20 protein-coding genes and 3 tRNA genes are annotated in these 21629 nt (G+C 73.7%); 17 read left to right on the forward strand and 6 right to left on the reverse strand.

Annotated features, from left to right (window positions below; translation table 11 throughout):
- Positions 1-71 precede the first annotated feature (71 nt).
- Positions 72-746 (reverse strand): DUF2306 domain-containing protein, encoded by a 675-nt coding sequence (locus AC0HI0_RS09230; protein ID WP_480931871.1) that lies wholly within the window; start codon positions 744-746, stop codon positions 72-74.
- Between the two features lie 598 nt (positions 747-1344).
- Between AC0HI0_RS09230 and AC0HI0_RS09235 the strand changes: the two genes are divergently transcribed.
- The 4 genes from AC0HI0_RS09235 (at position 1345) to AC0HI0_RS09250 (ending at position 3531) form a co-directional block, all read left to right on the forward strand.
- Positions 1345-1420: transfer RNA gene (locus AC0HI0_RS09235), tRNA-Gly, on the forward strand.
- A gap of 168 nt (positions 1421-1588) precedes the next feature.
- Positions 1589-1660, forward strand: a tRNA-Gln gene (locus tag AC0HI0_RS09240).
- Positions 1661-1678: 18 nt separating this feature from the next.
- Positions 1679-1751: transfer RNA gene (locus AC0HI0_RS09245), tRNA-Arg, on the forward strand.
- Positions 1752-1884: 133 nt separating this feature from the next.
- Positions 1885-3531 carry an amidohydrolase gene (locus AC0HI0_RS09250; protein WP_480931872.1) on the forward strand — a complete coding sequence of 549 codons (1647 nt, stop codon included), beginning with the start codon at positions 1885-1887 and terminating at the stop codon, positions 3529-3531.
- Between the two features lie 302 nt (positions 3532-3833).
- Here the strand turns inward: AC0HI0_RS09250 and AC0HI0_RS09255 are convergent, their stop codons facing one another.
- The gene (locus AC0HI0_RS09255) at positions 3834-5690 is read right to left on the reverse strand and encodes a M6 family metalloprotease domain-containing protein (RefSeq protein ID WP_480934272.1); all 1857 of its coding nucleotides are present in this window, start codon (positions 5688-5690) and stop codon (positions 3834-3836) included.
- A 501-nt stretch (positions 5691-6191) separates the two neighbouring features.
- On the opposite strand from AC0HI0_RS09255, the gene AC0HI0_RS09260 reads away from it, so the two are divergent.
- The 4 genes from AC0HI0_RS09260 to AC0HI0_RS09275 all read left to right on the forward strand — a co-directional run bounded on the left by AC0HI0_RS09260 (position 6192) and on the right by AC0HI0_RS09275 (position 9415).
- On the forward strand, positions 6192-6842 hold the full coding sequence (locus tag AC0HI0_RS09260; protein ID WP_480931873.1) for an HAD hydrolase-like protein: 651 nt from the start codon (positions 6192-6194) through the stop codon (positions 6840-6842).
- A 264-nt stretch (positions 6843-7106) separates the two neighbouring features.
- Complete coding sequence (locus tag AC0HI0_RS09265) at positions 7107-7376, forward strand: hypothetical protein (protein ID WP_480931874.1); 270 nt, start codon at positions 7107-7109, stop codon at positions 7374-7376.
- Between the two features lie 328 nt (positions 7377-7704).
- Positions 7705-8289 carry an isochorismatase family protein gene (locus tag AC0HI0_RS09270; protein ID WP_480931875.1) on the forward strand — a complete coding sequence of 195 codons (585 nt, stop codon included), beginning with the start codon at positions 7705-7707 and terminating at the stop codon, positions 8287-8289.
- A 115-nt stretch (positions 8290-8404) separates the two neighbouring features.
- The gene (locus tag AC0HI0_RS09275; protein WP_480931876.1) at positions 8405-9415 is read left to right on the forward strand and encodes a LacI family DNA-binding transcriptional regulator; all 1011 of its coding nucleotides are present in this window, start codon (positions 8405-8407) and stop codon (positions 9413-9415) included.
- A gap of 54 nt (positions 9416-9469) precedes the next feature.
- Here the strand turns inward: AC0HI0_RS09275 and AC0HI0_RS09280 are convergent, their stop codons facing one another.
- Entirely contained in the window at positions 9470-9934 is a 465-nt protein-coding gene (locus tag AC0HI0_RS09280) for a cupin domain-containing protein (RefSeq protein WP_480931877.1), read from the reverse strand.
- A gap of 114 nt (positions 9935-10048) precedes the next feature.
- Between AC0HI0_RS09280 and AC0HI0_RS09285 the strand changes: the two genes are divergently transcribed.
- Positions 10049-10705 (forward strand): ABC transporter substrate-binding protein, encoded by a 657-nt coding sequence (locus AC0HI0_RS09285; RefSeq protein ID WP_480931878.1) that lies wholly within the window; start codon positions 10049-10051, stop codon positions 10703-10705.
- On the opposite strand, the gene AC0HI0_RS09290 is transcribed toward AC0HI0_RS09285, so the two are convergent.
- Both AC0HI0_RS09290 and AC0HI0_RS09295 read right to left on the reverse strand, forming a co-directional pair.
- Positions 10620-11540 (reverse strand): RNA polymerase sigma-70 factor, encoded by a 921-nt coding sequence (locus AC0HI0_RS09290; protein ID WP_480931879.1) that lies wholly within the window; start codon positions 11538-11540, stop codon positions 10620-10622. The genes AC0HI0_RS09285 and AC0HI0_RS09290 overlap by 86 nt on opposite strands.
- Before the next feature lie 58 nt (positions 11541-11598).
- Positions 11599-12030 carry a cupin domain-containing protein gene (locus AC0HI0_RS09295; RefSeq protein WP_480931880.1) on the reverse strand — a complete coding sequence of 144 codons (432 nt, stop codon included), beginning with the start codon at positions 12028-12030 and terminating at the stop codon, positions 11599-11601.
- Between the two features lie 147 nt (positions 12031-12177).
- Between AC0HI0_RS09295 and AC0HI0_RS09300 the strand changes: the two genes are divergently transcribed.
- From AC0HI0_RS09300 to AC0HI0_RS09330, 7 genes are all read left to right on the forward strand, one after another.
- Positions 12178-12918, forward strand: coding sequence for an SDR family oxidoreductase (locus AC0HI0_RS09300; RefSeq protein ID WP_480931881.1), 741 nt, complete (start codon positions 12178-12180; stop codon positions 12916-12918).
- Positions 12919-13006: 88 nt separating this feature from the next.
- Positions 13007-13873 (forward strand): Vgb family protein, encoded by an 867-nt coding sequence (locus AC0HI0_RS09305; protein WP_480931882.1) that lies wholly within the window; start codon positions 13007-13009, stop codon positions 13871-13873.
- 98 nt (positions 13874-13971) lie between these two features.
- Entirely contained in the window at positions 13972-14847 is an 876-nt protein-coding gene (locus AC0HI0_RS09310; RefSeq protein ID WP_480931883.1) for an XRE family transcriptional regulator, read from the forward strand.
- Between the two features lie 160 nt (positions 14848-15007).
- The gene (locus AC0HI0_RS09315; RefSeq protein ID WP_480931884.1) at positions 15008-16600 is read left to right on the forward strand and encodes a hypothetical protein; all 1593 of its coding nucleotides are present in this window, start codon (positions 15008-15010) and stop codon (positions 16598-16600) included.
- Positions 16601-16793: 193 nt separating this feature from the next.
- Positions 16794-17168 carry a PadR family transcriptional regulator gene (locus tag AC0HI0_RS09320; RefSeq protein ID WP_480931885.1) on the forward strand — a complete coding sequence of 125 codons (375 nt, stop codon included), beginning with the start codon at positions 16794-16796 and terminating at the stop codon, positions 17166-17168.
- Complete coding sequence (locus tag AC0HI0_RS09325) at positions 17165-18538, forward strand: permease prefix domain 1-containing protein (RefSeq protein ID WP_480931886.1); 1374 nt, start codon at positions 17165-17167, stop codon at positions 18536-18538. The genes AC0HI0_RS09320 and AC0HI0_RS09325 overlap by 4 nt, the downstream gene beginning before the upstream one ends.
- A 31-nt stretch (positions 18539-18569) precedes the next feature.
- The gene (locus AC0HI0_RS09330; protein ID WP_480931887.1) at positions 18570-19226 is read left to right on the forward strand and encodes a hypothetical protein; all 657 of its coding nucleotides are present in this window, start codon (positions 18570-18572) and stop codon (positions 19224-19226) included.
- Between the two features lie 28 nt (positions 19227-19254).
- Here the strand turns inward: AC0HI0_RS09330 and AC0HI0_RS09335 are convergent, their stop codons facing one another.
- Entirely contained in the window at positions 19255-19908 is a 654-nt protein-coding gene (locus tag AC0HI0_RS09335) for a DUF3800 domain-containing protein (RefSeq protein WP_480931888.1), read from the reverse strand.
- 165 nt (positions 19909-20073) lie between these two features.
- On the opposite strand from AC0HI0_RS09335, the gene AC0HI0_RS09340 reads away from it, so the two are divergent.
- On the forward strand, positions 20074-21342 hold the full coding sequence (locus tag AC0HI0_RS09340; RefSeq protein WP_480931889.1) for a cytochrome P450: 1269 nt from the start codon (positions 20074-20076) through the stop codon (positions 21340-21342).
- The last annotated feature ends 287 nt before the right edge of the window (positions 21343-21629 follow it).

A 21629-nucleotide genomic window follows, 5' to 3' on the forward strand; every position in this document is an offset into this window, starting at 1 on the left:
TCGCACGATCCGGTGATGTACGGCCAAGAACCCGTGCGACTTTCACGTCCACTGTGGAGCGTGCGCCGCGTTCACGTCGCCGACCCGCGCCGGGCCACGGCCTTCTCGACGATCCGGTGGCTGATGAAGTACTCCGCCACGAGGGTGCACAACAGCACCCCGCCCCACACGCTCGTGTCGTACACGGCCTCGAACGAGATCGACGGGAACTGCTGCCGCAACAGCAGTCCGAGTGCCAGCAGCACCCGCAGCGCGACCGCCCCGAACGTGAGCGCGAAGTTCCGGACCATCCAGAGCCGGTGCAGCCCGACCTCGTGCCGGCGGATCGCCAGGTACGCCTTGACCAGCGTGTACACCCAGGCGGCGGAGATCACGTAGAACCCGACCCGCGCCGAGAAGCCGCTGACCGAGAACGTCGCAGCCAGTACCGCCGTCACCGCGGCGAACAGCACGCCGACCAGGTAGATGCGGCCGAACAGGCGGTGCAGGTCCGGACGGCGCGCCCGCAGCCGGGCGGCGAACTGGAACGGGCCGATCAGCAGCACCGCGCAACCGGGGACCGCGTGGCTCGCGACGACCAGGTAGTGCAACGCGATGTCCGGGTCGAGCGGAATCCGGCTGCCCGCCGTGTCACCGGTCAGGTAGGGGATCGCCACGACGACGGCGACGGCCGCAGCGGGCAGCGCCATCAGCGCCCAGAGGAGTCGCGGGCGCGGTCGTGGCCGGCCGGTGGCGGGGGACGTCATGGTGACGGGTCCTCTCTGCGACGTCGGCGGTGGAGCCCGCCCCGCGTCGACGCGAGGCCCGCACGGACCGATCGTCGAGGTGCGCGGCCGACGCTCGCGTCGGCACAAGTCGCCTATCCGGGGGACGTCCGCCCCGACCGGTGAAGACGGTTCGATAAAGGATTGCGGGCCGCGCGGGTGGTGCGCATACTTCAATCACAACGCGGAACGAAAGGTGCGGGTCATGGCGGTCGAAGGTAGGCGAGGCGCACGGCAATCGCGGCAACACGCGACCGCCGGTCCGCTCGGTACCCGGCCCGCGCCGGCGGCGTTCCGGCCCGCGAACCCGCTGCTCCAGGTGGTTGCCTCGCCCTGATCCAGGTCAGGTCGCAACGATCCGGAGCCGCCCGTCGGAACACCCGACCCGGGCGGCTTCTCGTATTTCCGGAACGCACCCGGGAATTGTTCACCGGTATTCCGTTCCGGCGTCGGCCAGGCCCGGCGGTGCCGGCGTGCTTTTCGACAACTCCACAGCGGAACAGATTTTTCGTGCTGTGCCCGGCCGGTCGGCTGACCGCCGGGCACCCGCCGACCGCCCGGCTGCGGGCGGCGGCGTTGTGCGGCCGTGGTGAACTGGGCGGACACGTCGGTGTGCCACACCGGAGAAGCGGGTTCGATGCCCGCCGGCCGCTCCACCGTGCCCTTCGCGGGCACGGTCCGCCCCACGCGGGCGGTTCCGGGTGCGAGGGGCATGGCGACCCCACCTGATTCGGGATCAGGAGTCACCGCGTTCGACTCGCGGGCATCCGACAGGGGCACCGGGCAGGTCCGGCAGCCCGCACGTCGATCCACGACGCGCACGATCCCGGTTGGTGTAGTCGGCAGCACGGCGGACTTTGGATCCGTTCGGCCAGGTTCGAGCCCTGGACCGGGAGCAGCACGACACCGGCCGAGCCCTCGTGGTCCAACGGAACACGACACCGTCCTCCGAAGGCGGAGATGCGGGTTCGACTCCCGCCGAGGGCACGCACGCCGCACCGGCGGCGCACGAAGCGGCAATTCCGGTGGTGCCGGGCGAGATCGCGGCAGGACCGGCCGGGTCGAGGCAGGATCCGAGGGGAACGCAACGCCGACCCGCGAACCCCGACGGAAGGCCCTCATGGCTCAGGAAGCGCACATCGAGCACCCGCTTCGGCTGATCACCGCCCGCCGGCTGGTCACGATGACCGCCGCCGACCACCCCGGCGACCGGACGCAGGCCCTGGTGTGCCTGGGCGACCGGATCGTCGCCGTGGGCGGGCGGGACGAGTTGGCCGCGCGGTTCCCCGACGCCGTCCACGTCGACCTCGGCGACGCGGTGGTCGTCCCCGGCCTCCACGACGCCCACATGCACCCGTCCATGGTCGCCGAGGACGCCCTGCACCTCGACCTGTCGCCGGACAAGGTCGCCACGAGTGAAGCGCTGACCGCCGCGCTGCGCGCGCAGGCGGCCCGCACGCCCGCAGGCGGCTGGATCCGCGCGTCCCGCTACGACCACGCCAAGACCACCGGCGGGCACGTCCTCGACCGCCACGACCTGGACCGGATCTGCCCCGACCACCCGGTGCTGGTCATCCACATCGCCGCCCACTGGGCGGTGGCCAACTCGGCGGCCCTGGCCGCCGGTGGCCTCACCGACGACTCCGTCGACCCGCCCGGTGGCGGCCTGGGCCGTGATGCCGCCGGACACCTCAACGGGATCCTGTACGAGCAGGTGCTGTTCGACTACGCCGTCGCGTCGATGGCACGTGGGGGGCAGTCCATCATCCCGCCGGGCAGCCCCGACGAGCGACAGCGCTCGCTCGACCACGTGCTGACCTCGCTCAACGCCGTCGGAATCACCTCGGCGGGCGACCTGCTCGCCGGCCCGGACGACATCCGGCTCTACCAGCGGGCCGAGGAGTCCGGGCCGTTGCCGGTGCGGATCAACCTGATGGTCGCCCACCCCCACTTCGACGCGCTGCGCAACCTCGGGGTGCGCAGCGGGTTCGGCGGCACCCGGCTGCGGATCAACGGCGTGAAGGCGTTCGTGGACGGTGCGATCGGCGGTGGCACGGCCCTGCTGGACCACCCCTACGAAGGCCGCCCGCACGACCACGGCCAGCAGGTCGTCAGCGCCCCGGAGCTGACCGAGGCGGTCCGCGCCGTGCACGCGGCCGACACCCGCATCGCCGTCCACGCCAACGGCGACCGGGCCATCTCCCTGCTGCTGGACGCCTTCGAGCAGGCCCAGGCCGAAGACCCGCGACCACACCTGCGGCACCGCATCGAGCACTGCACGGTCGTGACCGAGGACATCGTCCGGCGCATCAAACGAGCGGACGCCATCGTGGTGCCGTTCGGCAGCTACATCGCGTTCCACGGCGACAAGCTCCCCGGCTGGTACGGCGAACACCGGCTGGACCGCATGTTCGCCCACCGCTGGCTGCTCGACGCCGGCATCACCGTGGCGGGGTCGTCGGACTACCCGTGCGCCCCACCCGATCCGCTGCTCGGCATCCAGAGCTGCGTCACCCGGACCACCACCGAGGGAGAGGTGCTCGGCGCGAACCAGCGGATCTCCGCACGCGAAGCACTACACCTCTACACGGTCGGCGCCGCCGAAGCAGCCGACGAAGCCGCGGTGAAGGGCCGGCTGGCACCCGGCTACCTGGCCGACTTCACCGTGCTCGGCAACGACCCGCTCACCGTCGACCCGCACACCATCGCCGCCATCCCCGTCCTGGCCACCTGGGTAGGCGGCGAACAAGTCTGGTCCGCGCGCTGACCTCGTGGAACGACCATGGCACCGTCCCGACCACCGGAACAGCCGGCGATCCCGACCTTGAGCGCGCCGTCCGTCCCGGTGTCGTCGTTGTCCGGCAACGGCCACGCCGAGTGGGTGGGCGACGACTCCTGTCGTCCGACTTCGATCCCAGCCCGCTCGGGTGCGGACGGCCGTACCTGGGCGGGGTCGCCCCGGCCCTCCCGGGGCACGTCGGTTCCGCCGTGGCGTCCTTCGAACGGGCGAGGGGCCCGACCGCACAACACCGGTCGGGCCCCTCGGACAGCGTTCTGCTCGAACGACGGTCAGCGGCCGAGCACCACGCAGGTGCCGGTCGCCGTCTTGGACGGGTCGCTTTCCGAGGTGGCCTTGAGGGTCACCTTGGTCAGCAGCGGCCCGCCGTCCCGCTTGGCGTGCACCGGCACCTGCACCTGGCGGCCGAACTTGGCCGTGGCCAGCGCGTTGGGCACCGAGACCGACCAGCCCGCGCCCTCCGCCGCAGCGGAGAGCCGGTAGACGTCGCTGTCGAGGTACTGGGCGACGTCCTCCGGGTGCTGCCCGGCCGGGGCCTTCCCGCGTCCGGTGTTGAACAGCGGGAACTCGCACGTCGCCACGCCGTCGCGGCCGGTGCGCCCGGCGGTGGGCAGCACCTGCACGCCACGCCGCTGCGGGCCCGCGCCGTCCAGCGACCGGATCGCGACCGTGTAGGACAGGACGCCCTGGCCGTCGCGCTTCACGTCCAGCACGTAGAAGTGCAGCCGGTTGGCCTGGTCGACGTACTCGTACTCGCTGCCCGAGTTCGTGCCGGCGTGGAACAGGGCGTCCGACAGCTGCCGGTAGTCGCCGACCGTGATGGGCACCTTGCGGCCGTCCGGCAGGACGTAGTCGGTCATCCCGATGTCCTGCGGGTTGGCGTCGACCACCCACACGAACGGCGCGCGGTCCTCGTTCTTGGTCTTGGACAGCAGCACGCCCGCGTCCGGCGTGAACGAGTCCACGCCCATCCGGTCCACGACCTCGACCGTGTAGTTCTGGTAGCCGCCCCCGTCGCAGAACGGGTTCGTGCGGATGTCGCACGCGGGGGCCAGGTCGCCGGTGCCGAGCGCGACGTTGACGCCGGTGAGCCCCTTGGGTCCGGGTTGGACGGTCCGCGCGGTCACCTTGGCGACGACCAGGCCGGAGTCGTCCAGCGCTTCGCGGGACAGCCGCAGCACGTTGCGCTCGTCGACGATGCCGAGCTTGATCTTGTTGCGCAGCACGTGCTGCGCGCCCATCGACGCGCCCGCCGTGGCCGGGATCGTCCAGCGCGAGTGCGGCCCGCCGGGGCCGTTGAACGAACCGCGCGAGAGCATGTCCCAGATCCCGCTGTAGTCGCGGCGCGGCGGGTTGGAGTACGGGTTGTTGTAGTTGTCGCCGATGCCCAGCAGGTGGCTCAGTTCGTGCGCGTACACGCCCTGGCCGGAACTCTCCGCCTGGGTCGACGACCCGCCGCCGGCGTTGGGCCAGATGCTGGAGCCCGCCGCCCACGACGTCCAGTCGACGTACCGGGTGCGCGACCAGTTCGGCAGGTTCGGGTCGGGCGGGCCGAACGCGTCGGGCACGTCCTCCTTGGTCGGGAACTTCATCATCCCGAACTCCTGCCACGTGCCCGACTCGTCCTGGCCGGCGGACAGGAAGTAGACGAAGTCGAACCCGGCGGGGACCTGCGCGCCGACGTCGGCGACCCACGCCGCCCGGCCGTCGGTGCGGATGTCGCGGTCGCACCGGTCGCCGGACGGGCAGTCCGCCGGCCCCTGGAACTCCATCGCGTACTCGTGGTCCTTGCCCGGCATGGTGTACGGGCCGAACGAGGCCAGGTCGACGCCGTAGCGCCCGCCGGAGTCCTCCATCCAGTACTCGTGCACGGTGTGCCCGTGGTTGAGCGTGCCCGGCTTGTTGAGGAAGTCCCGGTAGAACGACGCCACCTGGTCGCGCGGGATGTCGTGGGCTTCGGCGCTGGGGTTGCCGAACACGGTCGACGCCCGGGGCTGCGTCACCACGAACGGCTGGTTCGGGTAGTCCAACAGCACCAGCGCGCCCTTGAACGTGCGGACCGATCCCTTGGCCGACGGGTCCGCCCAGTTGGTGCCGGGGATCTTCTTGTAGTCCCGCTCCCACGTCATGTGGTCGGGGTTGACCCAGTCCTGCGGGTCGATCGGGCCCGGGAACCCGGCCTGCGCCGCCACGCGCGCGGTGTCCCGGGTCTGCTGCCACGGCTGCTGCTGGGGCCAGTGGTCGTACTGCCAGGGGTGCTCCGGCGTGTCCGGAGGGGCGGCGAGCGCGCCCGCGTTGCCCGCGGTCAGCGCGGTGACCGAGAACAGCGCGGCCACCACGAGCACAGTGCGCCTGTGCCTACGACGAACCCGTGTGTGATACATGCCACCTCCGAAGTGTTGATCCACACACGCTAACTGCCGTCAAACGCCCAGCACGGCTTGCGAACCCGTTGTCAGTTGACGGCTGTGTCGGCCGCCCGCGCCGAGCCCTCGGGACCGGTTCCGCCGGATGGTCGAGGGCCGGTCACGGGGTGGCGCGCCGGCCCGGCGGGCTCGCGACACCGGGTGACGACGGGGCGCGCGGCGCACGGGCATCCTGGGTGGTGGCGACAACCGGGAGGTGGCGTTGTGCGAGCCGAGAAGCTGCTGGTGGAACGGGATCACGTGCTGGTGGGGTTCGACGGGCCGATCGCGGTACTGCCGTCGGCGGAGGGGGTCGGCCGACGGCTGCGGGTGATGGTGGAGGACGGTGCGTTACCGCGCGCGGTCGCCCGGACCGACGACCCGTTCGTGGTGCTGGCCCACGCGGCGACGATCGGCCCGGCGACGGCCCGCGCGGTGTACGCGCAGCTGTGCCGGATCGAGTACGGGCAGGTGGCCTTCGCCCGGGTCGCGCCCGGCGTCGCGCGGGCGCTGACCGCGATCGTCGCGGCGGGGACCCGGGTGACCGCGGTGACGTCGCTGGACGCCGAGGCCGTCCGGGCGTTCCTGGTGCTGCACGGGTTGGTCGACCAGATCCACCACGTGGTCGGCCGGGCCGGGCCGGACCCGGCCGGTCTGCCGCCTGCCCCGGACCTGATCACCCTGGCGGTGCACGAGCGGGCCGTGCCGGCGTCGTCGTGCGCGTTCGTCGGCGGCACGGACGCCGACCTCGCCGCCGCACGCGCCGCCGGGATCGAGGTCCTCCGCCACCGCCCGGTGCCGGTCGCCCCGGAAGCCGACCCGGCCACCGCGCGGAACCCGTGGTTCGCCGCGCTGTCCGCACCCGCGAGGAACTGAGCCCGATGTCCGATCGGCCGACCTCGGGGCCGCAGCCCTTCGTCGCGGCGGAGCCGGACCGCCGTGCCGACCGCGACGGGCGGTGCGCGCCCCGGCGGTGCAGCGCCCGGGACGCGGGCTGGGAATCGGTGCTGGTCCGGGTCGGCCGGCGGCGTGACCCGGCCGGCCGGGTGGACCTCGACGCCGTGCCGCACCCCCGCATCATGCTGGTGTCGCGGGGAAACCTCGCGGTGCGCCGGCCCGACGGCCCGGTGCGGCGGTCCGGTGCGGCGGTCCGCGCAGCTCGCGCCGGGGGAGGTGTGGCCGGTGCCGGCGGGCGCGTCGCTGGGCCACGACTGGGCCGGAGCCGGCCACGGGATCCGGGAGATGGTGCTGGTGGCCCTGCCTGCGGCCGAGTTCGGGCGGGTGGCCGACGAGTTGCGCCGCCGCCGGCCGGTCACGTGGAGCGAGCCGGTGCTGTGCGAGGACCGGGTGGTGCGGGTCGTTCTCGACGGGTTGGTCCACGCGCCGGCGACGGGCGTGGACGAGTTGTAGGCGCAGAGTTCCACCGCGTTCCTGTCGGCGCACCTGCTCAGCCACTACTGCTCAGCCACTACGGCGGCGGCGTGGTCCCGGAGCGCGTCGGCGCGGAGGACTTCCGTGTGCGGCAGGCGATCGAGTTCATGTCGGACACCTCGACCGGCGTGCGGCCGCGCCGCGCAGTTCTCGACGGCGTTCGCCGGGGAGACCGGGGTCGCGTCCAGCGCGTTCCGGGTCCGACAGGGGTGGGCGCGGAAAAGGGACACGTTCACGGCAATCGGGCCGATGCGCCCGTGCCGCCGTGCTCGTAGCGTCGGGGACGTCGCCTAACGAAGGGGGAGTCGTGGCTGTCCGGTTGTTCACGCCCGGGAGCAGTGCCGTCGTGCTCATCGACCACCAGGTCGGCACGATGGGCTGGGTCGGCTCGACGGACCTGGCGCTGCTCAAGGCGAACGCGCTGGCGCTCGCGAAGGCGGCCAAGGCGCTCGACCTGCCGCTGGTGCTGACCACGTCGCTGGAGGACCAGGTCCAGGGACCGTTGGCGGCGGAGTTCGAGGCGGTCGCGCCGGAGGAGTACGCCGCCCGGATCCGGCGTTCGGGAGCGGTCGACGCCATGGAGGACCCGGAGTTCGCGGCGGCCGTGGCGGCGACGGGTCGACGTGACCTGATCGTCGCGGGGGTCACCAACGACGTGTGCACCGTCCACCCGACGCTGACGGCGCTCGACGCCGGCTACCGGGTGGAGGTCGTCGCGGACGCGGGCGGCTCGACCACCGCGCAGGCCGACGACATCGCCCTGCGCCGGATGGCGGCGGCGGGGGCGGCGATCACCACCACCAACCTGATCCTGACGACCCTGGCCCGCCACTGGACGTCGCCGGCGGGCCGCAAGCTCCAGCCGATCGTGGCCGACCTCATCCCGACCTGACGCCCGTCGGGTCGCGACCCTCCGCCCCCGTCCCGCGATCGTCTCGCGGCCCGGTGCGGTTGCTCTAAAGTAGCGGCGTGGCCACGTCGCAGGCGGCCGGGACGGGGAGCGGAGCGTGGGAGGCAGGAAGTCGTCGCGCAGGCCCACCCTCCTCGACGTCGGACGCCTGGCCGGGACGTCGACCGCCGTCGTGAGCTACGTGCTCAACGGCGGGCCCCGGCCGGTCTCGGACAAGACCCGGATCAAGGTCGAGGAAGCCATCCGGATGCTCGGCTACCGGCGCAACCCGCTGGCCGGCGCGTTGAGCGGCGGCCGGTCCAACCTCATCGGCCTGCTCGTGCCGGACACCGCGAACGCCTTCTACGGCGAACTCTCCCGCTGCGTCGAGGCGGAGGGGCGTCGCCGGGGGCTGCTGACGCTGCTCGGCAACACCGGCTACGGGTCCTCGCTCGGCGACGAGTACGGCGAGGCGTTCTCGGAGCTGCGCCCGCGCGGGATCTTCGTGACCACCGGAGAACCGCCGCGCCACAACGACGAGACCCCGCGCGTCTACCTCCAGTGGGCCGCCCCCGACACCACCTCGCCCAGCGTCACGTTCAACGACTTCCAGGGCGCGAAGCTGGTCGTGGAGCACCTGCTGGGGCACGGCTACGACGACGTCGTGTGCATCGCCGGCGAGATCGAGGCCGGACCGGCGCGGGGCCGCGAGGGCGGCTGGCGGCAGGCGATGCGGGACGCCGGGCTGCCCACCGGGGGCCGGCTGGTGCGGGCCCCGTTCGACCGGGTCGAGGCGGGGCGGGTGGTGCGGCGGGTCATCGAGAGCCCGGACCGGCCCCGGGCCATCTACGCCACGACCGACGAGCAGGCCCTCGTCACCATCCGCACGGCGACGAGCCTGGGCTTGCGGGTGCCCGAGGACCTGGCGGTCGTGGGGTTCGACGGCGTCCGCGAGGCGCGGCTGGGCAGCTTCCCGCTCACCACCGTCAGCCTGCCGTTCGAGCGGTTCGCGGTCCGCGCGTTCGACGCCCTGGACGAGACGGCGTACGAAGGCGGGAACGCCGTGCCGGTGGTGCTGGACGGCGCGCTGAGCATCGGCGTGACGTGCGGGTGCGACCCGACCGCGTGACGCGGTGAGCCCCGCCGAGGGCGGACGGCGGGGCTGAGGCGTGCCGGGCGGGCCTTACGGCTTGGGCGCGTCCACCTCGGAGCCGTAGTTCGGGCTCAGCGACAGCGCGCTGAACCGGAACGGGCGGTCGACGCGGGTGAAGCCGAGCGGGCAGTGGCGGACGCCCGCCGGGATGTACACCGAGCCGCTGGTGGTGACGGTGTGCCGGATGCCCTCGATGTCGAAGTAGATCTCCGCGCCGAGGTCGTCCACGTTCTCGGGGTCGTTCCCGTGCCAGATCAGGACTTCGTCGTAGTCGTGCACGTGCTCCTTGACCCACAGCGCGGGCTCGTCGCTCGGGTTGATCCACGTGTAGGTCAGGTGGACCTTGCTCTCCGGGACCTCCTGGGACCGCATGAGGGCGAGCGCCTCGCCCACGTTGTCCGGATCCGGGACGCCGTTGTCGGACCCCTCGTTGACGAGGTCGGCGAGGCAGTTCGGCATCTTCCTGACGAACAGGCGCTCGTACGGGCTGGTCATGTCGCTCGTCCTCCGGGGTGGTGTGCAGCGGTCGAGTTCGACGCTAGCAAGGCTCTAATCGATTAGAAAAGTCACTCAACTCCCCTTCCCTGGCATCGACGGCGGACGTACTGCGTGGCCCAGCTCTTCCAGGGTCGGTCGACGGAACTCGATACCGAGTGGACGGTCGAACTCCGCCGGGGCGTCAAGTTCACCGACGGGACCGACTTCACCGCCGCCGACGTGGTGGCGAGCATCGGGGTACCTGCGCGACCCTGGGCACGCCGCCAGGGCCTGACGTTCATTGAGCGGATCGACCCGGCCGCCGTGACCGCCGTCGACCCGCTGACCGTCCGGGTCAGGTTGAGCGAGCACCTTCGGGCCGTTCAAGGAGATCTGGGCGAACGCCCTGCTGTCCGACCAGGTCGACATCGCCTCGGGCGCCACCCCGACCATCGCGAAGTCGGTGGGGGACAAGGACGGCATCGAACTGCTCGACAGCAAGGGCGACCACACCCTGCGGATCGGTCTGAACACGACCGTCGCGTCGTTCGACGACGTGCGCCACGAGGCCGGCACGCCGCAGTGCCCCGCGCCGGAGATCCCCCAGCGCGCGCAGGACGTCGAGCAGGCCAGGAAACTGCTCGCGGGCAGCGAGCCGCTGCGGGCTGTCCTTCGCGGAGTCGACGGCGGCCGGCCGCGCCCGTCAGGCGCGGCCGACCGCCGTCAGCTTGTCCGGGTTCATCATCCAGAAGATCCGGTCGATGCCGTTGTCCGACACCGCCACCGTGAGCACGGTGAACACGACGCCGTCCCGGCGCAGCAGCGCGGCGGTGTCGCCGTTGACGGTCGCCCAGGAGATCTCCACGCCCGTCCAGAAGTGGCCGGCGAACGCGCGGACGTACTTCGCCACGGTGCCCGCGCCGGCCACCGGGATGCGCGAGGCCCGCACCACCCCGCCGCCGTCGGAGTAGCTCACCACGTCGGCGGCCAGCAGTTCCTCCAGCGCGGCCAGGTCGCCCTCCCGCGCCGCCGCCACGAACGCGGTCAGCAGCCGGCGCTGCTCGGGACCGTTGACCGGGGCGCGCCTGCCCTCGGCGAGCTGCCGCCGCGCCCGGCTGACCAGCTGCCGCGCCGAAGCCTCGCTCGCCTGGACGATCTCGGCGATCTCGGCGTAGGAGTAGTCGAACGCCTCGCGCAGCACGTAGGCCGCCCGCTGGGTCGGGGTGAGCCGCTCCAGCAGCACCAGCACGGCCACCTCCAGCGCGGCCTCCCGCTCGGCGCCCAGCTGCGGGTCGGCCGAGGTGTCGACCGGTTCGGGCAGCCACGGGCCGACGTACACCTCGTGCCGCGCCCGCGCGGTCCGGCCCGCGTTGATGGCCAGCCGGGTGGTGGCGGTGGCCAGGTAGGCCGGCGGGTTGTGCACGGCGGACCGGTCGGCGGCCTGCCAGCGCAGCCACACGTCCTGCACGAGGTCCTCGGCGTCCGCGACGCTGCCCAGCATCCGGTAGGCGATGCCGAACAGCCGGGGCCGGACCTCGGCGAACACCGCGCCGGCCCGGTCGAGATCCTCGTCCGCGGTGCCCACCATGCTCGCGAAGTCCTCCAGCGCCGCCCGACTCGTCACGATCCCCCTCCGACAGTAGCGGCGGACGCGGCCGGGCCGGTGATCACCCGGCCGCTGGTCACCGGGTCGGGCGCACCCTCAGGTGCCGCCGTTCGAGCAGCTCCTCGGCGTCGACCTCGGTGAGCATCGGCCGGCCGGGCGCGCAGAACATGGTCACCACGAACCGGGACTCGGCGTCGGCCAGGTGGTTGCCGTCCTGGTAGTGGATGACGTCGCCGCCGGGCTCCCAGAACGCCTCGCCGGCCCGCACCACCCGGGGCGCCTCGCCCTCCAGCTCGAAGACGATCGCGCCCTGCACGACGTAGCCGTAGGCGGGGCCGGAGTGCCGGTGCGGCGGCGTGCCGGGGGAGCCCGGCGGCAGGGTGACCTGGATCGTCATCGCCTCGGCCCCGTCCGGGTTGCGCGGCGCGTCGGGCACCGTCGCCACCACCTCGAACCGCGGGGCGGAGTCGGGTGCGTCGGGGTCGTCCAGCAGGTGTTCGCTGCTCAAGGTTCCTCCTCGGTCGGTCCTCCAACGAGGACAAGGCGGCGGCGCGGTTTGTGACGCACCGGCCGCTGTCACGAACCGGACCGCCGCCTTGTCCTCGTTGGCGAAGGGGCGTCCGGAACGGCCGGGCGCCGGTGGAGAGGAGTCACCATGAAGGTCGTCGTGATCGGCGGAACCGGCCTGATCGGGTCGAACGTCGTCACCCGGCTAGGTGAACACGGGCACGAGGCGGTGGCGGCGGCCCCCTCGACCGGGGTGGACACCATCACCGGGGAGGGGCTGAAGGAGGTCGTGACGGGCGCGGACGTGCTGATCGACGTGTCGAACTCGCCGTCGTTCGCGGACGCCGACGTGCTGGCGTTCTTCCGCACCGCCACCACCAACCTGGTCGGGGCGGCGCGCGGCGCCGGGGTCGGCCACTACGTCGCGCTGTCCGTGGTCGGTGCCGACCGCGCGCCGGAGTCGGGTTACCTGCGGGCGAAGGTCGCCCAGGAGGAGCTGATCCGCGCGTCCGGGCTGCGCTACTCGCTGGTGCACGCCACGCAGTTCTTCGAGTTCGCGGGCGGGATCGCCGACTCGGCCACGGTCGACGGCGTGGTGACCCTGCCGGACGGCGGCGTGCAGCCGGTGGCCGCCGCCGACGTGGCCGCGACCGTGGCCCGGACGTCGGTCGGCACGCCGCTCGACGGCGTGGTGGAGATCGGCGGCCCCGAGGTGTTCGGCATGGACGGCTGGATCCGCACGGTGCTGGCGGCGCGCGACGACCGGCGCGAGGTCGTCACCGACCCGGACGCCCGCTACTTCGGCACCCGGCTGGACGCCCGGACCCTGGTGCCGGGCCCCGACGCGCTGATCGGCGAGACCCGGCTGGCGGACTGGCTGGCCGGGTGACCCGGCCCGGCCGACCCGCCCGGACCCGGTAGCGGGAGCGGCGCGTCCCGTAGGCTCCGGACGAAGATCGTCGGGATCGGGGGAAGCGGTGGCTCTGTCCGTTGTGGAGTTCCGGGTGGGCGAGCCGGGTGCGGGGCCTTACGGGGTCGTGGTCGCGACTGATGGCGCGGTGTGGGTCACCGAGGTGCACCACGGGCGGATCGGGCGGCTGTCGCCGGAGGGCGACTACACCGCGTTCGCCCTGCCGGACCCGGCGGGGCGGCCGTCGGTGCCGGTCGTCGGGCCGGACGGGGCGGTGTGGTTCACCGAGACCGCTGGGGACCGGATCGGGCGGGTGGACGCCGACGGCGCGATCACGTCCGTCGAGGTGCCGGGCGCGGGGCCGTTCGGGCTGACCGCCGGGCCGGACGGCGCGCTGTGGTTCACCGCGATGAACACCGGCCGGGTCGGCCGGGTCACCACCTCCGGCGAGGTGGCGCGGTTCGACGTGCCCGGCGGCGGGTTCCCGGCCATGATCACCGCCGGGCCGGACGGCGCGCTGTGGTTCGCGCTCAACCAGGCGGACGCGATCGGCCGGGTCACGACCTCCGGCGAGGTCACCACCCACCCGCTGCCGACCGCCGGCGCGGCCCCGGTGGGCGTCGCCGCGACGGCCGACGCGGTGTGGTTCGTGGAGATCGGCGCGGGGCAGGTCGGCCGCGTCACGCCGGACGGCCGGATCACCGAGTTCCCCCTCCCGGACCGGGCCGCCCGCCCGCACGCGATCGCCGCCGCGCCCGACGGCTCGTGCTGGTTCACCGAGTGGGCGGCGGGCCGGCTCGGCCGGATCACCCCGGACGGGGCGGTCGAGACCCACGCCCTGCCCGGCGCGGAGCCGCACGGGGTCGCGGTCGGCCCGGACGGGGTCGTGTGGGTCGCGCTGGAGTCCGGCGCGGTCGCCCGCGTCACCGGCTGACCGGCGGGTTCACCACCGTTCACCCGCAACTCGTCGGTGGCCCGCGCGGCGCGCGGCGGGGCACGATCCCCGGGACCGACGTGGGGCGGAGGGCGGCGATGGCGGACGACGTGTCCGGGCGGCGCGGGCGCGGCGGGTTCGCCGAGGCCCTGGACGGGGCGATCGCCGCCCGCGGCCTGACCTTGGACCGGGTCCGGCACCGACTGGCCGAGCAGGGCGTGGACGTCAGCAACGCCACGCTCAGCTACTGGCGGCGCGACCTGCGCCGACCGGAGGGCCCGGCCTCGCTGCGGGCGGTCCAGGCGCTGGAACGGGTGCTCAGGCTGCCGCCGGCCTCGCTGATCACGCTGCTGGGCCCGCCCCGGCCGCGCGGGCGGTGGCTGGTCCGCCCGGAGACCCCGCAGGTCGCGGAACTCGCGCGGCTGCTGGACGACCCGGACGAGGGCCGGTGCGCGGTGGTGTCGGCGCACGACGTGTTCACCGTCGCCGCCGACCGCAGCGAGCGCGGGGTGCGGTCGCGGTTGGTGCTGCGCGGCCTGCGCGGGCGGGTCGGCCGGTACCTGGTGCGCTACCAGGCGGACGACCCGGGCACCGTGCCCGCGCTGCTCGCCGCGCACTTCTGCCGGGTCGGCCGGGTGGTGGGCGACCGGGACAGCGGGCTCGTCGTCGCGGAACTGCTGTTCGACCGGCCGCTGACGGCCGGGCGGCACACGGTGGTCGAGTACGAGATGAGCGCACCGGCCGGGCCGGCGGTGGACGTGTACTACCGGCGGCTGTCCGGCACGCTCGCCGAGTACAGCCAGATCGTGCGCTTCGAAGGCCCGCCGCCGAAGTGGTGCGGCACATTCCGGAAAACCGATTTCGCCGCGCCCGAGCACGACCTGGCACCGGTCGACGTCGGCCCGTCGGGCACCACCTGCCTGGTCGCGTTCGACGAGCGGCCCGGTGTCGTCGGCACCCGCTGGCGCTGGTGAGACCGGGTTTTTCACAGGATTGGACCCGGCCCGGCCGGAGCACGCGGACCGTTTTCACACAATGGACCGACGCCCGCCGGGCATGTTGTGCCGGGCCGTCCGCGCGGTTCATCCTTTCGTCGCCACAGCGCCGTGGCACTTCCGCGAAAGGCCTCCCTGCATGATTCCCCGCTGGAAATCGACCGTCTTCGCCGCCGCCGTCGCGTCCGCGACGGTCCTGTCCGCGCACTCCCCGGCCTCGGCCGCCCCGGACTGCGCCCTCGGCTCCGCCGAACCGCGGGCCGACCGCCCGTCGTGCGTCGACACGACCGTCGCCCTCGACCACCTCCCGGCCGTGGGCGAATCCGCCACGGTCACCGTCACCGTGCGCTCCCGGGTCGCCGTGGCCGCCGCGGACCTGGCCGTCCGGGTCCCGCCCGGCTTGCGGCTCACCGACCGCAACGGCCTGTCCGCGCCGCGCCGCGTGGGCCTGGCCGAGCAGGCCGGGCGGCGGTTCGCGCTGCCCGTGGCGGGCCGCACGTTCACCTTCGGGGTCACCGCGGTCGCGGCCGGCCCCGCCCAGATCGAGGCCACGGTCACCCCCTCGGTCCACGACGGACGCCCCGCGCGGGCCGCCGGGACCCTGACCGTGGGCGACCGGCCCGGCAGCACGCGGTCCGGCGTGGCGGGGGAGGACTCCGCCGCCGTCGCGCGGACCGGGCAGCCGGCCGTGGCGGGGGCCGCCGCCGGCCGGGTCTGCGCGAAGGGCGTGTTCACGCACACCGACGAGAACGGCACCTGGTCGGCGGTCCGCAACGCGCGGGTCGACCTCCAGGGCCGCGCCACCGCCACCAGCGCGGTGGCCACCTTCGCCACGGGCCTGACCAGTGCCGCCGACGGCTCCTACGCGCTGTGCTTCGACCGCCCCACGACCACGGCCCAGGTCTGGGTCCGCTTCACCGCCGACTCGGGCCTGTGGCAGGTCCGGCCGTTCCGCACCACGGGCGCGTACACCACCACGACGGGCGTGCGGACGTCGGTGGCGTCCGGCTCCACGGTCGACTTCGGGTACGTCGCCCCGGCCGACATCCACATGCGCGGCTGGCACGCGTTCGACACCGTCACCCGGATGTGGGGCGTGAAGGGGTCCGGCGCGTGCTGGACGTCGAACCAGACCGCAGGCTGCCGCAAGCTCTCCCTCTGGTGGGAAGCCGGCCACGACGTCGGCGCGCACTGGGACAACCAGGTCGCGATCCCGGACCGGCACGTCGAACTCGCCGACGCCGACCCGAACTCGGAGCACCTGGTGATCCACGAGTCCGCGCACGGCCTGATGGACATGCTCCACCAGGGCGAGTGGCCGGACAGCGACTGCCCCAGCCCGCACCTGATCAACCGCCGGACCGGCGTGACCTGCGCGTGGACCGAGGGCTTCGCGAACGCCGTGGCGGGCTACGCGATGGGCGACGGCAACTACGTGTTCGTCGACGGCACCACCGTGGACCTGATGAACACCAGGCCGTTCGACCCGGGCCTGCCGAACTCGGGCACCAACCTCCAGGACGGCGACCAGGTCGAGGCCCGGGTGGCGGGTGCGCTGATCACGTTGTGGCGCAAGGTCGACGGCGGCGCGCGGCCGAGTTTCGACAGCATGGCCCGGACGCGCTCGAACACCTTCCGCGAGTGGTTCACCGTCGCCCGCCCGGCGGCCGGGCTGGACGTGTCCGCGAAGACTCGCGACCTCGTCCGCGTCCACACGATCGACTACCGCTGACCGCACGGCAGCCCGGTGGACGGACCGCGCGGTCCGTCCACCGGGCTGCCCGCCGTGGCGGTGCGGACCGGGCCCCGCGCGGTCGGCCGGCGGGCGTGGTCGGCCCGCGGTGCCGGAGGGGGCTGCTTGCTCCGCGGAGATACCTAGAACTACTATGCCTCACGCTTCTAGGTATCAAGTGGAGAGGGAGGCAGTGAAGGTCACGAAAGATCTGGTGGCCGCCTCGGCGACGCCGATGGTGCTGGGCATCCTGACCGAGGGCGACAGCTACGGCTACGCCATCCTCAGGCGGATCAACGAGCTGTCCGGCGGCGAGCTGGACTGGACCGAGGGGTTGCTGTACCCGTTGCTGCACCGGCTCGAACGCCTCGGGCACGTCGAGTCGAGCTGGCGGTCCGCGGCCGGCGAGCGGCGGCGCAAGTACTACCGGATCACCCCCGACGGCCTGGCCGAGCTGGCCGAGCAGCGCCGCCAGTGGGAGACCGTCATCGGCGCGCTCAAGGAGATCTGGCCCGGCTCCGGCGACGTCCGGCCGCTGACCGCGTTCCCCTGGGGAGGTCTGGCATGACCGCGCGGGACGGGCACGACGGGCTGGAGGACCAGTTCGCCCAGTGGCGGCTCTACGTCAAGCGCCGGCCGGAGCTGACCGGCTCCGACGCCGACGAGCTCGAAGACCACCTGCGCGGCTCGGTGGACGAACTCGTCGCCGCCGGCCTGCACGCCGACGAGGCGTTCCTGGTGGCGGTCAAGCGGATGGGCAGCCTGGACGAGCTGTCCCGCGAGTTCGCCCGCGAGCACTCCGAACGGCTGTGGAAGCAGCTGGTGCTGACCGGCGACACCGACAACCCGGCGGCGGCCTCCCGGTCGCGCCGCAACCTGGTCACGATGGTGGGCTGCGCGGCGGGCGCGGCGGTGTCGATCAAGGTGCCGCAGCTGTTCGGCCTGACCCTCCACGACGACCCGTCGTTCTACGGGCCCAACATCGCCCTGTTCGTGCTGCCGTGGCTGGCGGGGTTCCTGGCCTGGCGACGGCGCGCGCCGCGCGCGGTGGTCGGCGCGCTGGTCGCGCTGTTCGCGGTCGGGGCGGTGGCGGCCAACGCCTACCCGCTCGCGAGCGGCTCGCAATCGGTCGTGCTGACCGGCATCCACCTGCCCATCGCGCTGTGGTTCGCGGTGGGGCTGGCCTACGTGTCCGACGACCTGCGCTCTCCGCGCCGCCGCATGGACTTCGTCCGCTTCACCGGCGAGTGGTTCGTCTACTACGTGCTGATCGCGCTCGGTGGCGGTGTGCTGGTCGCCCTCACCTTCGGGACGTTCACGGCGATCGGGATCTCGCCGGAGACGTTGGCGTCGCAGTGGCTGGTCCCCTGCGGGGGCGCGGCGGCCGCGGTGGTCGCCGGGTGGCTGGTGGAGGCCAAGCAGAGCGTGGTGGAGAACATCGCCCCGGTGCTCACCCGGCTGTTCACGCCGCTGTTCACCGCCGTGCTGCTGGCCTTCCTGGTCACCTTCGGCCTGGCCGGCGGCGGCATCGACGTCGAGCGGGAGGCGTTGATCCTGTTCGACGTGCTGCTGGTCGTGGTGCTGGCGCTGCTGCTCTACTCGCTGTCCGCGCGCGACCCGCTCGGCCCGCCCGTGCTGTTCGACAAGCTGCAACTCGCCCTGGTGGTCAGCGCGCTGGCCATCGACGTGCTGGTGCTGCTGGAGATCCTGGGCCGGATCACCGAGTTCGGCACCACGCCGAACAAGGCGGCGGCGCTGGGGGAGAACGTCCTGCTGCTGGCCAACCTGGCCTGGTCGGCCTGGTTGCTGGTGCGCCTGGTCCGCAGGCGCGCGCCGTTCGCGACGCTGGAGCGGTGGCAGGTCAACTACCTGCCGGTGTTCTCGGTCTGGGCGTGGGTCGTGGTGCTGGTCTTCCCGCCGGTCTTCGGTTACCTCTGACCGGGTCCCGCCCGCCGCGTAGGCTCCGACCATGCACCTGCGGCTGCTGGTCGGGCCCGCGCGGCTGCGGGACGGCGTCACGACGTGGCCCGACGACGGCTTCCCGGACTCCGCCGAGGCGGCCGAGCACTACGAGGACGTCGTGGCGGGCAGTCACGCGGTGGCGGCGGACTTCCCGTTCGCGGCCTGGGTGGAACCCGACGACGCACCCGCGCACGTCGGGCGCGTGGACGGACCGGTGATCGCCGGCCTGCGCCTGGCCGCCGCGCGCCTGGCCGGCGGCGAGGCCCCGGGCGACGCCCTGGCCGACGTGGACCGGCTGTTCACCGACCCGGTGATCGGCGCGGTCTGGGAGCGCGGTCCCGAGCACACCGCCGCGCGCGGCCGGCTCGGCGCCCCGCCGAGGCTCGCCGGCACCGCGCGGCTCGGCGCGTTCGACCACTTCCTGCACCACACCGGGGAACCGGTGGTCTACTCGCCCGCCGACTTCGCCCCGGTGGTCGAGGACAACCGCGCGCCCGGCGGGCTCGTGCCCTCGCTGCCCCGGCTGGTCGCCGAGGTGCGCCACCTCGCCGAGGTGCTCGACATCGGCCCGGACGACGACCGCGCCCCCGGCGTGCGCGCACTCCTGGCCGCCTCGGAGGCGGCCCTCGCGGCCGGCGCGGCGCTCGTCCTGGAGTACGCGTAGTTCTCGTTGCGGCGCCCGGAGAACGCGCTCACCGCACGCCCAGCACGTACGGGCGCAGCAGGCGGGCGACCTCGGGGTCCGGGCGGCCGCGGGACTCGTCCTCCGCGACCCGGCGGGCGACGCCCGCGACGAAGTCCGCCACCTGCACGCGGTGGTCGGTGCGCGAGTCGACCAGGGTCAGCTCGCGCAGCCCCGGTGCCGCGCGGCGCAGCCCGGCGATGCGCGAGGTCGTCAACGTCGGGTGGAAGTCGTGGCGGACCGTCACGTCGTCGCCCCAGTGGTGCACGGCCCGCACGATCGCCGGGAACAGCGGGTCGAGGCTCCCGTGCGGGCCGCGTGCGCGCAGCGCGTCGTTGTAGGGCTCCAACGGGCCGGACGGCGTGTGGCCCAGGCGGCGCAACAGGAACGCGCGCTTGTCGACCAGCTGCACGTAGGCGTGGCCGAGCACCGGACCGTCCGGGCCGAGCAGCCACAGCAGGGTCGACCGGTGCTTGGGCCGCAGCAGGTGGTTGGCCTTGTACTCCAGCGCCGGCGAGCGGATCCGGTCGCGCAGCTCGGCCACGCACGCCTCGGCGGCGGCGCGGTCGATGCGGACCGACGCGTGGGCGAACACGGTCGTGACGCCGCCGACGAGCTTCTCGCCTTCGGAGCCGGACTCGTCGCACGCGATCTCCACCGTCATCCCCGGTCAAGCTAGCCCGCGCGGACCGGTGTGGCCAGGCGATTCCCGGCCCACCGTCCCCAGTGGAACGCCTCCGGCGGCGCGTCGGGCCCGCGCGGGGCAGGTGTGATCGGCTGACTACCGTGCGTTATAGTCCGGTGTCCCGGACCGAAGCTGGAGACCGCCTTGGACACCGCACCGCCCGGCACCGCCGTCCCCGAACTCGACCCCGCGGTCGTCGCGCGCTGGCAGGAGAGCGGCGGCGGCCTGGTCGACCTGCTGACCGCCGCGCGCGGGCTCGGCGGGGTCAGCGGGTTCCGGCTGGGCGGCCGGCGGATGGTCCTGGTCACCGCGCCCGAGGCGGTGCACCACGTGCTCGCCCTGCACCCGGACCGGTACGTCAAGCGGTCACACCGGCTCAAGGCCGTGCTCGGCGACGGGATGATCGCGGCGAGCGGCGAGCGGTGGCGCACCCAGCGGCGGGTGATGCAGGCCCAGTTCACCGGCCAGGGCGTGCGCCGGTACGACGGGCTGATGCGCGAGGCCGTCGCGGAGATCGCCGCGCGGTGGGCGCGGGCCGCGCGGACCGGCGAGCCCCGCGACGTCGCCGCCGACATGCGGCACTTCTCGCTCGACGTGATCTGGCGGTCGATGACCGGCCGGCCGCTGGACGAGACCACCCACCGGGAGTTCCTGGCCGCCGGGCGGATCGTCGCGGCGCTGCCCGCGTTCGCGCCCGCCACCGGCGAGGCCGCGCCCGACCTCACCGCCGAACTCGCCCAGGTCGACGCGGTGGCCGCCCGGGCGATCGCCGCCGCGCGCCGGTGGCCCGGCCCGAGCCTGCTGCACGTCCTGCTCGCGGCGGCCGAGGAGCACCCCGAGTACACCGGGCGCCTGGTCCGCGACGAACTGGTCACCCTGCTCGCGGCCGGCTACGAGACCACCGCCACGACGTTGAGCTGGCTGTTCCTGCTGCTGCACGGGCACCCCGCCGAACGCGACCGGGTCCTGGCCCGCCCGCCCGGCTCGGCGGAGCGCACCGCCGCGATCCGCGCGCTGGTCAACGAGACGCTGCGGCTCTACCCGGCGGCGTGGATCATGCCGCGCTACGCCGTCGAGGACGACGTCCTGGCCGGGCACCGGATCGACGCCGACACCGCGATCCTCACCAGCCCGTACCTGACCCACCGGGACGCCGGCGCGTGGCCCGAGCCGGACCGCTTCCGCCCGGAGCGCTTCGCCGAGAACGCGCCCCGCCCGGCGCCCGGCGCGTTCTACCCGTTCGGCCTGGGCCCCCGGACGTGCCTGGGCATCCAGTTCGGCCTGCGCGAGATGACCCTGCTGCTGGAAACCCTCCTGCCCGCCTTCACCGTCGTCCCGCGCACCGCACCCGCGCCGGCGTTCGGCGTCACGGTGCGCCCGGACGGCCCGATCACCGCCACGATCACCACCTGAGCGGTCCCGCCGCCGGCGCGGTTGCCCGCCACCGCAACGAAAACCGCGACACCGACCCCCGGAGTTCGGTAACGCGCAGCCCGGATTCCCGCTGCGCACGACGTCGTGGACACCTGGTGCTGGACATCGAAGCCGATCTGCGCTGAAGTGGGAGCACTGGGGCTTTACCGGGGGATTACCACGGGGGACGAGGTTCGCGCACCGCTCGCCGGGCGGTGTGGTTCGGCGCGCGTCCGCGCCGGTCTCCCGAGCGGTTCCCCCGTCCTCACCAGTGGTGATCGAGGAGG

This window comes from Saccharothrix sp. NBAS 001, from assembly GCF_056640475.1.